Source organism: Chitinophaga rhizophila (assembly GCF_019492185.1).
Classification (GTDB): Bacteria; Bacteroidota; Bacteroidia; order Chitinophagales; family Chitinophagaceae; genus Chitinophaga; species Chitinophaga rhizophila.
Genome location: NZ_JAICCF010000003.1, coordinates 571,678 through 582,468 on the forward strand (window position 1 = coordinate 571,678; position 10,791 = coordinate 582,468).

13 protein-coding genes and 1 tRNA gene are annotated in these 10,791 nt (G+C 44.8%); 9 read left to right on the top strand and 5 right to left on the bottom strand.

The annotated features are described in order from the left end of the window. Positions 1–13 precede the first annotated feature (13 nt). The 6 genes from K1Y79_RS16815 (at position 14) to K1Y79_RS16840 (ending at position 4,940) form a co-directional block, all read left to right on the top strand. Positions 14–190 carry a FlmA family RiPP peptide gene (locus K1Y79_RS16815; RefSeq protein WP_220251327.1) on the top strand — a complete coding sequence of 59 codons (177 nt, stop codon included), beginning with the start codon at positions 14–16 and terminating at the stop codon, positions 188–190. Between the two features lie 85 nt (positions 191–275). Further along, positions 276–644 carry a hypothetical protein gene (locus K1Y79_RS16820; protein ID WP_220251328.1) on the top strand — a complete coding sequence of 123 codons (369 nt, stop codon included), beginning with the start codon at positions 276–278 and terminating at the stop codon, positions 642–644. Between the two features lie 31 nt (positions 645–675). After that, entirely contained in the window at positions 676–1,746 is a 1,071-nt protein-coding gene (locus tag K1Y79_RS16825; protein ID WP_220251329.1) for a lysophospholipid acyltransferase family protein, read from the top strand. Between the two features lie 28 nt (positions 1,747–1,774). Continuing rightward, a complete protein-coding gene (locus tag K1Y79_RS16830; protein WP_220251330.1) occupies positions 1,775–3,067 on the top strand; it encodes a LicD family protein in 1,293 nt (430 codons plus the stop codon). A gap of 16 nt (positions 3,068–3,083) precedes the next feature. Then, the gene (locus K1Y79_RS16835) at positions 3,084–3,977 is read left to right on the top strand and encodes a glycosyltransferase (protein ID WP_220251331.1); all 894 of its coding nucleotides are present in this window, start codon (positions 3,084–3,086) and stop codon (positions 3,975–3,977) included. 72 nt (positions 3,978–4,049) lie between these two features. After that, positions 4,050–4,940, top strand: coding sequence for a carboxypeptidase-like regulatory domain-containing protein (locus tag K1Y79_RS16840; protein WP_220251332.1), 891 nt, complete (start codon positions 4,050–4,052; stop codon positions 4,938–4,940). Here the strand turns inward: K1Y79_RS16840 and K1Y79_RS16845 are convergent. Together K1Y79_RS16845 and K1Y79_RS16850 are read right to left on the bottom strand one after the other, a co-directional pair. Then, entirely contained in the window at positions 4,913–6,595 is a 1,683-nt protein-coding gene (locus K1Y79_RS16845) for a glycosyltransferase family 9 protein (protein WP_220251333.1), read from the bottom strand. The genes K1Y79_RS16840 and K1Y79_RS16845 overlap by 28 nt on opposite strands. A 392-nt stretch (positions 6,596–6,987) precedes the next feature. Beyond that, a tRNA-Ile gene (locus tag K1Y79_RS16850) sits at positions 6,988–7,061 on the bottom strand. Positions 7,062–7,215: 154 nt separating this feature from the next. Here K1Y79_RS16850 and K1Y79_RS16855 point away from each other — a divergent pair. Continuing rightward, positions 7,216–7,830: an HAD family hydrolase gene (locus K1Y79_RS16855; protein ID WP_220251334.1), complete on the top strand. Its 615-nt coding sequence runs from the start codon at positions 7,216–7,218 to the stop codon at positions 7,828–7,830. Positions 7,831–7,838: 8 nt separating this feature from the next. Here K1Y79_RS16855 and K1Y79_RS16860 read toward each other — a convergent pair whose 3' ends face one another. The 3 genes from K1Y79_RS16860 to K1Y79_RS16870 all read right to left on the bottom strand — a co-directional run bounded on the left by K1Y79_RS16860 (position 7,839) and on the right by K1Y79_RS16870 (position 8,854). Then, positions 7,839–8,099 (bottom strand): DUF4834 family protein, encoded by a 261-nt coding sequence (locus tag K1Y79_RS16860; protein ID WP_220251335.1) that lies wholly within the window; start codon positions 8,097–8,099, stop codon positions 7,839–7,841. Between the two features lie 90 nt (positions 8,100–8,189). Continuing rightward, the gene (locus tag K1Y79_RS16865; protein ID WP_220251336.1) at positions 8,190–8,540 is read right to left on the bottom strand and encodes a TM2 domain-containing protein; all 351 of its coding nucleotides are present in this window, start codon (positions 8,538–8,540) and stop codon (positions 8,190–8,192) included. After that, positions 8,537–8,854, bottom strand: coding sequence for a DUF2752 domain-containing protein (locus K1Y79_RS16870; protein WP_220251337.1), 318 nt, complete (start codon positions 8,852–8,854; stop codon positions 8,537–8,539). The genes K1Y79_RS16865 and K1Y79_RS16870 overlap by 4 nt, the downstream gene beginning before the upstream one ends. Positions 8,855–9,036: 182 nt before the next feature. On the opposite strand from K1Y79_RS16870, the gene K1Y79_RS16875 reads away from it, so the two are divergent. Together K1Y79_RS16875 and nusA are read left to right on the top strand one after the other, a co-directional pair. Then, positions 9,037–9,501 (top strand): LSm family protein, encoded by a 465-nt coding sequence (locus K1Y79_RS16875; protein ID WP_236059676.1) that lies wholly within the window; start codon positions 9,037–9,039, stop codon positions 9,499–9,501. Between the two features lie 22 nt (positions 9,502–9,523). Continuing rightward, the gene (gene nusA / locus K1Y79_RS16880) at positions 9,524–10,771 is read left to right on the top strand and encodes a transcription termination factor NusA (protein WP_220251339.1); all 1,248 of its coding nucleotides are present in this window, start codon (positions 9,524–9,526) and stop codon (positions 10,769–10,771) included. Positions 10,772–10,791: the final 20 nt, after the last annotated feature.

Below are 10,791 nucleotides of genomic sequence, written 5' to 3' on the forward strand. Positions count from 1 at the left end.
AACACAAAGTTGTATGACAAACAACGAAAATCCACAAAGCAAACAGCTGGTTGAACCAAAAAACCTTGGTAAAGCTGTTGAAGAAGTTTCATTGGAAGTATTGGAGTCTCTCTGCTCCGGATTCGCAAGACGCCCTCGCGGTTGCGGTTCCTACGATTCAGTAGGAAACAATGACGATATCCTGTTCTAGTAGCAGCGACGTCTGATCGTCACTTTTTCATTATGGAGGGCCTGTGAATACAGGCTCTCCTTTATTTGTCCAAACACCTGGCTGTATGTTACTTCGCGTGTTCATCCTGCTTTCCGGTATGTGCCTGCCGGCACGCAATAACCCTTCCTCTTTCCAGGGCTACGATTTCTCCGGCACCTATAAGTATGAAGTAAAAGATACTCCTTATGGCAATTTCGCTGGCAGCATTAAACTGGCAAAAGGCAAGGAAGGATACAAAGTAGAGATCGTTAATAATAAAGGTGAACAGTTCAGCGCACGTATCGTTCACCTACGGGATACGCGAATTATTCTCGCTACCAATTTTGAACATTCAGACGCCATGTTATACGGTTACTTTAAAGGAGACTCTCTGTCGGCAAGAATTGAAGCGAAAGGCGATCCTTTCCTGTATAAGCTTGTCGCACACAAATAGGTAAAAGTTATCACCCCTAAAATGATTTGATATGCGCCCTAATGAAACGCTGCTATATGCTGCTACCTCTGCCAATTTATACAATTTCACAGGTGACTCAGATTTTACCTCACATCTTGAATTGTTCCGCACCATACTGGGTAATTCATCACAGGCCTTCAGAGACCTCTTTAACTTTACCATTGACGAGGTAAGTGTGCTGGATGAGGAGCGCATACTTGAAAATTTGCATAGCAGTTCGCGGATATTTATCAGCTTCCATACCGGCTCTTACTATGCTTTACCGGCATGGCTGATGAAACACGGGCATGATGTGATTGTTATGTCTGATACCCAGTCCGTCAACAGTGGTGAATTTGCCGATGTTGCCGAGATCTACAGAAAACGATATAACAATAACTGCAACCTGGAACTGATCAATGTAGAACAGCAGGGCGCTATATTCAAGCTGATAAAAAGAATTAAAGCCGGCGCGATTGTGATCGGCTATATAGACGGCAACAAAGGTGTAGGCGGACAAACCATGCACAACGAGAATATGCTTACGCTCGACTTCCTCAGAGGGAAAGTGAAAGTAAGAAAAGGCGTTGTTTATCTTTCCAGCATAACCGGCGTACCTATACAACTTGCCCTGAGCCACCAGGAAGGAGAGCAGATATACCTGCAATGCTGCGGAGCGTCATTCCATCCCGGAAAAGAGGACAGAGAAGTATTTGCAAACAGCGTACTGCAACAGATCCTGACTCAGTTTGGTGACCATGTACTAAAGTATAGTTCACAGTGGGCCAACTGGCCATATGTGCATAACTGGTCGCTGATTGATGCTTTTACCGCATCAACCGTCAATACATCACATTCGGTCAATATCAATGAGCGATGGAAACTGGACCTTTCCAGGTGTTGCCCGCTCAAACTGGAAGGGCGGCATTTTGTATTTGACAGATCCCGCTATTCCCTCTTTCCATTGGAAGATAAATATCTCAGTTTGTTTTCCTATAAAACCAGCCCTGAAGAAAAAATACAGGTAGCAGCACAGATCATAAATGAAGACCAGGATATGGCAGCAGAGCTGGTGTCCAGACAGGTCCTTGCTCCACTTTAGCTCATATTGAACATACTTAGCCAATACGATGATAGTATACAATATCCCTCTTGTAAATGAACAGAAAATACACGGCGACATCCTCCCATCCCTGAAGCTGGAAGGCGATGCACCGGCAATCATCCATCTATCACTCCAGGAAAACCTGCCTTCTCTGGAAGTCAATCCTACCTGGCATACCACCAGGTATGGCTTCGGACTTCCTCAATCAGATATCACCAACTATCTGCTGCATTACCGTGCATGGCAGTCTTTTGCCGAAAGAGAGGAGGAATGGTGTATGATAGTCGAGGAATCTGTGTACCTGGAAACCAGTTATCAGCAGATACAGGAACAGATCAGCGCTTTGTCAGCCGGCTGGGATGTATATTTCCCCTTTGACAGACTACGCATCCGCAACCAGGAAAAAGAGTTTACCACTAATCATAACAATTCCCTGCGGAACCCTAACAGAAAGGAAATTTACGATTTCATGCCGTTCCTTTTAGGGTTCTACTGGGGCAGCAGCATATATTTTTTAAGTAAATCCGGCGTAGCCAAACTGTTACAGGTTCGCGAAATCAGGCAACGTGCAGATGATGAAATTATCAGCTTGTCGGCCAGGAAGCAATTGAATGCCTTCTTTGACGACGTACCCTGGTTCAGGTATGAGGCACAGCCAAAAGTAAAGTCGATTGACAGGGAAAGGGATATACTGCATACTATCCTGAATACCAGCCGATGGTCTGCCGAAACTAAAAGCCAGATCAGGACTATTCTGGCATTAATCAGTGAAACCGCAGCCAAACTGGATATCGACCTTATTCTGCAGGGAGGTACCCATCTGGGATATATCCGGCATGGCGGGATCATGCCATGGGATGACGATGTGGATATAGGAATAGAGGAAAAACACCTTGACACCTTCCTGCAGGCTATTGCAGACCATACCCCGCTCAGGTATAATTACCAGATTGAAGAAGCTTCAGATACGCCGTTTTATAAGATCTGGCTGGATGGAGGTGTTCCTATAGACGAGCATGGACATACCTTCCCCTTTGTAGACCTGTGGATGTATAATAGGGTGGGGGATGATCTTGTCTTTAAAAATAATATCGTATGCCCTAATTCCGGTAAGTATCCCTTCCAGGAGGTATGTTTTGAAGGGGCTACGCTTAAGATGACTGCCAACTCGCTGGAAGTACTTGATTCCAGGTACAGAACCTGGAGGAGCGGCATCCGGGTATATAACTATTACCACAGCCTGGAGCGGAACCTGGGCTTTTCATTGAGAGTGCCGGTATCTGTTGACGAAAACGGCCGGATCATATTACCAGCATAAATCAACCGGTGTATACATGAATGTCACAATCATTGGTAGAAATAACAGCGGCGGCCTCGAAAAAGATAAGCTTATCCTGACAGATCTGCTGTTACAAAATGGGATGAGTGTAGATTTCTGGGATCTGGATAACACGTTTATACCTGTCAGTGAAGATACAGATCTGTGTATACACCTGGAAATTGTGAATGAGCAATACTTTGGACGAAGGAACATACTGATTCCCAACCAGGAATGGTTTTACAGGGAATGGTTGCAACACCTAGACAGATTTGACGCTGTTTTCTGTAAATCGGTATATGCCGCTAATCTGTTCCGTCAACATCATAACAATGTGAAATACACAGGGTTTACCTCCCTGGATTGTTATCAGGAAGGGGATAAACTACTCGAATGCTTTCATTCCTCGGGTAGCTCAAAAGCCAAGGGGACCAGCGTTTTAGTAGAGGCGCTGCGGGAATACAGCTATTCCAGGTTTCACATTGTGAGCAGTCTTATAACAGCAGCGCCGTTTGATAATGATCATCTCATTTTCCATGGTACACTTCCTGAGAAAGCATATAATGATTGCAGAAACAGGTGCCTGGTGCATATATATCCCTCTATGATAGAAGGCTTTGGGCATGCCATTAATGAAGCAAAAGCCTGTGGCGCGGTGGTGCTTACGACAGATTATCCGCCGATGAATGAACTGACATCCGATTTTCTGATCCCATTTGCCAAAGAATATGTTATTCCGGGCAGGCTGGGGGGAATTGTTGAATTACATCCCCTGGCCATTCAGGCATCTCTGCAGGCGGTATTGCATCGCGAAGACCTGCAGGAACTGGGCCGGAGTAACCGGCTGTCCTTCCTGCAAAATGACCAGCTTTTCAGAGAACAGTTTATGCATGCATTACTGACATTGTAGTCATCTGGCGGGGCCATCTGGAAGTAACTTTTAAAAAGAAACAAGTATCATTGTGAATAGACATCTGAGTATATGAAAAAATTTGTTGATCCATCAGGTAATCCATGCTATATATTATTATTAATAGTACTGATGTTGCCCTGTACAGGCCTCTTTGCACAAACCCTTCAGGGAACACTGTATGACGCAAAAACAGGCGAGCCTATTCCATACGCCAGTGTTGGTATTAAATATAAGAGCAAAGGTGGTATTGCTGACAGGAATGGCGCGTATGCCATTGACATCTCAGGTATAGCTTCTTCAGATTCTGTCATCTTCAGTCATATTGGTTACACAACACTTGCCTTCAGGCTGTCTGATATTAATGTGGCCGGTAAAATGGATGTGAAGTTAGTACCCCGTGAGCAGTCACTGGCTACGGTAACAGTAAGTGCGCAACGCGAGATGCTGACGTTGGGCAGTGAAAGAGCTACCAGCAGATTTACAGGCTGGGGCGATTACCAGAGCTCGCGTGGCAGGACCAGGGGTTTGCAGCTGGATGTATCCGGCGCACCATTTAAGGTACTTGCATTTGCCTGCAGGATCAAAGAGATGTCATTTGACAGTGTGAAAGTCAGGTTGAACATCCTGGGTAAGGTGAAGGGAGAAGATCAGCTGCAGCAGTTATTACAAAGGCCGGTCTATTTTAATATCTATAAAGGGGCGAAGTGGGTCAATGTAGATCTGACTCCATATAATATTATTCTTTCAGACACAGTAGTATTGGCTGTGGAATGGGTAGACTCCTGGGCTCCGCCTAAGAAGCCCAGGGAGGAAAGTAATCAGTTCACTATTGCGCTGAGTAAAGACCATGGCTACTTCTACGAACGTAATACACCTAATGAACGCCCTGTTCTACGGCAATCCATGGAGTTACCTGTGATGTACCTGAAGGGTTACAAGGTAGGTAATGAAGGTAAATAGGCCATTAGCATAGCAGCAGTAATGGCGTGTACTTCACCGGCGATATTCTGAAAGGTGTCTGTATCTGCCGGACTTTCTTCCAGCGGAACCAGCAAAAGCTGGTCATCCTGCCTGATGATCACTGCACAGTTAACAAATGAATTATTCCACCAGTTTCGGGGAAGGTATCCTTCGTCATGTGCCTGTTTACCAGTATATACCAGCATATAAGGAATCTGGGAACGGTCTCTCAGCCCATTATTCACCAGGTAAGTGACCGCTCCATTTGCCAGATGAAAAATCCCGGTACAGGGGCCTATAGCCAGCCGGGTATAAGGGCTTGCTATCAGGCACATATCCATTGTGAGTCCTAAGCCTGCGGCGAATAATACGCGCTCTTTCTGTGCAACCGTCAACAGCGGTTGTATATTGTTTTCCTGCTTATGTTCCGCCCCGTCGAATATCAACACTTTTACCCGAGGGTTTAATAAAAGCCCCTGTAGTACAGCAATGAACTCACTGAATAACAGCACTTTTTTATCTTCTGTGGATCCATTTTGTAAAATAACCAGGTAGTCTTCCGATGTTATCCCATGTTTTTCCAGCCATTGATCAGCCGTAGTAAGTGCTGCATCAGTTATATATATTTCCTTGTCTTCATTTAAGCTACGGGGGGCAGTAGCAGGATGTTGGGTGAGAAAATCCCATCCATAACTATCTTCAAAATCGTCTTCCTTTAAAGGTGTGAGTGTGTATATAGCTGTTTGTAGCAAAGCGGCATCATATAGTGGAGAGATATGCAGGAGGAAGGGCAGCATCAGGTCACCTTCTACCAGTATCAGGTCATAATCTGAAAAATTTAGTTGCTCCCATGGCAGGCAGCTGATTGTAACGTTTTCTCCGAACGTGTTGCCATATAATTCTCGCAGCCGGGGTGCTATTCCGTAATTGTAACAATTGATTTTCACTTCTTCGTAGGCCCCACAATTTCTCAGTACCCGCTTCATGAATCTCACCCAGACAGTTGAGTCTCCGATAAAAAAGCTTCGTTTATAGTCGTCCAGGACCAGGATTTTTCTATATCCGGGAGGTGTGTAACGTTTATTTGCAGCGATAATTTTCAGCAGCAAAGCATGGAAGGATTGCTCCTGCTCTTTCCGGGTATGCCCCTTCCACGCGGTGGTTAATGATTGTTTAAAGGAGTGGAGAGTACTGTTTTTCAAAGTATCAGGTACTTCCCATTTCCCTTTCGGATGAAAGAGGGTGATTATGCTTTTATAGATCGGTGCTGCTGGTTTATAGGCCGGGTTGACCAGAGAATAGATTTTATCCTGCGGATACTGGCCCTGGTATCTGTTGTTCAGGTAGCGTTGTAGAATCTGTTCGTAATCAAAATGACAGATAATCAGCGAGTAAGCTGAAAAATCAATGTCGTCCCAGGGTAGGTGGGAGAGGAAGCGGTTGATGAATGTTGACGGCGGGGATTGAGGGTTCCACAGTTGCCGGTAGTCCATTTTTGACCGGTCGTTGAGTTGGATCACTGCGGGCTGGCCGGCAGTAAAATGATCCAGCAGAAAGAGGGTAGTATATAGTTGTCTGACCAGGGGAGCGTGTATTTTCTGGTGTTTTATGAGGTCGGGATAGTCGGCGAGTATGAGTATGTTTTCGAGAAGCATGGTGTTGGCTGGATTAACCATGGTTAAGATAGGAAAAAAGATGAGGAGGAGGAAAATGTGCCGGTGTAATTGGCTGATGGGTGGCATAATTAACCAATTGATAACGCTTGGTGTCTTATATCATCCGGGTACCAAAAGGGCACTAAGAGGGCATCTCTATATCCCGGGGATATTGAGGTGACGTATTGGTGAGCGGAAGATGAGTATGTGGAGTAAAAGGCAGACCGGGTATAAGAAAAGAATAGTGATCGGGGGAATCTAGGCGGTAGAACTGATTTTTAAGGAGTTAGGGAAGGATAGGAGACAGCGGTAGTAGCGAGGGCTGTCAGTTTTACCTGGGCCAAAAGAAAATAGCCTTACCAATGATAACATTAGTAAGGCTTTAATTTTCGTGGTCCCACCAGGGCATGATCCTGGGACCCCCTGATTATGAGTCAGGTGCTCTAACCAACTGAGCTATAGGACCTGTTCTTTTCAGAACGAATATTTTGAAACTTTCTCGAGGGTTCCCCTCAAAGGGGAGGGCAAAATTAATTATTTTTTATTCAATTATCCAATCATTTTAAAATTTTTTATTTCCTCCATATAAATTTGCATTTTCTCACCCAGCACTCAATACGATGAAAGGCATTAAACACATTATTTTCGATCTAGGGGGCGTTATTATAAATCTTGACTACCAGGCTACTTACAAGGCATTTGAAGCGTTGGGAGTGAAGGAGTTTACTAGTTTATACAATCAGTTTTCGCTGAACACATTGTTTGACGATCTGGAGACGGGCAAGGTTGGGCCGGAGGTATTTCTGAATGAGATGCAGCAGCATACTGCGCCGGGCACAACGCATCAGCAGATTATTGATGCATGGAATGCGATGTTACTGGATTTTCCTTTACGCCGGTTGCAGATATTGCAGCAATTGCGGCAGCATTATGGGTTATATTTGCTGAGTAATACGAATGCGATTCATCTGGAGCGGTTTAACAGGATATTACAGGAGAGCAGGGGCATACCATCTCTGGCCGCGTTTTTTGACAGGGCGTATTATTCGCATGAGATAGGGCTACGTAAGCCTACCCCTGAATCCTTTGAGTATGTGTTGGAGGAAAATGGTCTGAATCCTGCGGAGACCTTATTTATAGACGACACCCTTCCTAACATAGAGGGGGCGAAGGCAGTTGGTCTGCAAACAATCCATCTGGAGCCACCGAAGACGATGGCAGACATATTCAGATGATATGAGGATTATTTAACTTCTTCAAAATCCAGGTAATCACCTTTATCCGCCTTTTTAGAGGCAGCGTATTGTTGTTGCTGTTGCTGTGCCTGTGCAGCCTGTCTTTGGGCCTGTTCCTGTTGCTGGTATTGGCGGCGAAGATGTTCCTGAATATCGCCCATCTGTCTGCGTACTTGTTTAGTTGACTGATAGACAGGTACGATGAAGCCGAACACGATTTTGTACAGTAGCCAGAACACGAAGGCTAAAATTGCATATTTCAGTATCATATTTACAAATTTAGCGGTTAATCTGTTTTCGGGGCAGAAAAAAGGGGTCCTTTAAGTTTTCTTTAACAGCCCCGGAAACAGATTAACAGGCTATAAACCAAGCAGCACGGCGCATTCCAGGGCGGCCTTTTTGTTATACTCCCAGGTTAGCTTACGATAGTTGATAGCGTCTACGATGGTACCGACCCAGCATAATCCTACAGTAAAGATGTATAGTACACCCATTCCGATGTGATTGATCAGGAAGCGGTGGATACCTGCGGGGCCGATAAGGCCTACGAGGCAGCATACGAGAATGGTGGTGGGGTCTTTGCGGCGGCCTTGATAAATGGCAAGGAACCGTTGGCGGCTGTCCGTGGAATAATTCCTGGTAAGTTCCTGCAGCCACAGGAGTTCTTCCTGTTCTATACCAGGTAATGAGGCAAACGAATAGTCGATCATGTATAGTGGTTTTTAAGTTCCGCGAAAGATTGCCATTGTGCTCTGCCTAGTTGAAAGATGCGGTAGGTGAGCAGGGGCAGGGCGAAGGGGCCGAGAAAGTGAGCCTGCAGGGATGCTTTCCATTGACCATGGAGCAGGAAACTGATGGAGTGACCCATTCCACAGCCGGGGCACCAGGTGATGCCGATACGTTTGAGCATACAGAATCCGGGGCCGTTATCTGAGTACGGATCCATGAGGAACAGGAGTATCAGCGCAGTTGGCCAGATGATTAACTCATAGTTAATACGTTGTATGTATGCTTTAACAGACATATAAGAAGGCAGGGGCTACAGGCATTAAATATTTTTGAAATCTATGCGGACAGTGACTTTTATCTGGTTAATTTATTTACTACAAGTTAAAGAAAATGTTCTTGGATCAAAATAAAATCCTAATTTTGCATAGGAAAATGATAATAACGAAGGGGACTGAGCGGTCCCCTTCTCGTTTTTTTATGGCAAATGAACAAGTGATAACAACAATCAGGGACATGGCCACAGAGATGCTGTCGCCTTATCCTGAATACTTCGTAGTAGAAGTGCGGATCAAACCCACGAATAACATAAAACTCTTTGTGGACGGAGACAATGGCGTACCGGTAGACAAGCTGGTAGCATTCAACCGGAACCTGTATAGCAGGCTGGAAGAAGCTAATTTGTTTCCTGACAATGATTTTTCCCTGGAAGTATCTTCCCCTGGTCTGGACGAACCGTTAAAACTTCACCGTCAATACGTTAAGAATATTGGTCGTAAGATAGCTGTGACTTTATTGGATAATTCCGAAAAAGAGGGTACGCTGTTATCTGTGACGGAGGAAGTGGTGACGATTGAGGAAGTGGTGGGTAAGAAGAAGGAGAAAAAAACAACTGAGATAAATTTAAATGAAATCAAGCACACAAAGGTGTGCATCGTGTTTTAAAATATAATAATATAACCGAAACATGGCTAGTATTAACCTGATTGAGTCATTCACGGAGTTTAAAGAGGCGGAAAACATTGACCGCCCGACGTTGATGAAAGTGTTGGAAGATGTGTTCAAAACTCTTCTCCGTAAAAAGTATGGCTCTGATGAGAACTTTGACGTGATTGTAAATACTGAGAAGGGTGACCTGGAAATTTTACGCCGCCGTACCATTGTTGCAGATGGAGACGTAGAGGATGATAATGCCCAGATCGCTTATTCCGAAGCCATTTTAGTTGAACCGGACTATCAGGTAGGTGAAGATCTGTACGAAGAAGTGGAGATACTGGATTTTGGCCGCAGGGCTATCCTGGCTGCTAAGCAGACGTTATCTGCCCGTATCGGAGACCTTAAAAAGAACATACTTGTCAAGAAATATGCTGATCGTGTAGGTGAAATTGTAACGGGTGAAGTGTATCAGGTATGGAAAAAAGAAGTTTTATTGCTTGATGATGAAAGGAATGAGTTAATTTTACCTAAATCTGAACAAATTCCTACCGATTATTTCAAGAAAGGTGAAAATGTAAGGGCTGTAGTTAAGAAAGTGGAGATGAAGAACAACGCTCCGCTGATCATACTGTCCCGTACCCATCCTACCTTCCTGGCTAAATTGCTGGAAATTGAGGTTCCTGAGATCTTTGACGGCCTTATAGTAATCAAGAAAATCGTACGCGAGCCGGGAGAAAGGGCTAAAGTAGCGGTGGAGTCTTATGATGACCGCATTGACCCGGTAGGTGCCTGCGTGGGTATGAAAGGTAGCCGTATTCACGGTATAGTGCGCGAGTTGCGTAATGAAAACATAGATATCATTAACTACACTGCCAATATTCAGCTATTGATCCAGCGTGCGCTCACACCGGCAAGGATCAGCCGTATGGAGGTAGATAATGAGAATAAATATGCTTCGGTTTTCCTCAAGGCTGATCAGGTATCCCTGGCTATCGGTAAGAAAGGGGTCAATATAAAACTGGCCTGTGAATTGACAGGTTATGAGATAGATGTCTTCCGTGACGAAGAGCAGGAGCAGGCAGAGTATGACATTGACCTGGGAGAATTTTCCGATGAAATCGAAGAATGGATACTGGATGAACTCAAACGTATTGGTTGTGACACTGCCCGTAGTGTACTTGACCTGACGGTAGAGGAACTGGTACGCCGCTCTGACCTGGAAGAGGAAACTGTAAAAGATATAAGAAGAATACTACAGGAAGAATTTGATAAAGAGTAGGTTCACACCACTAACTTCCC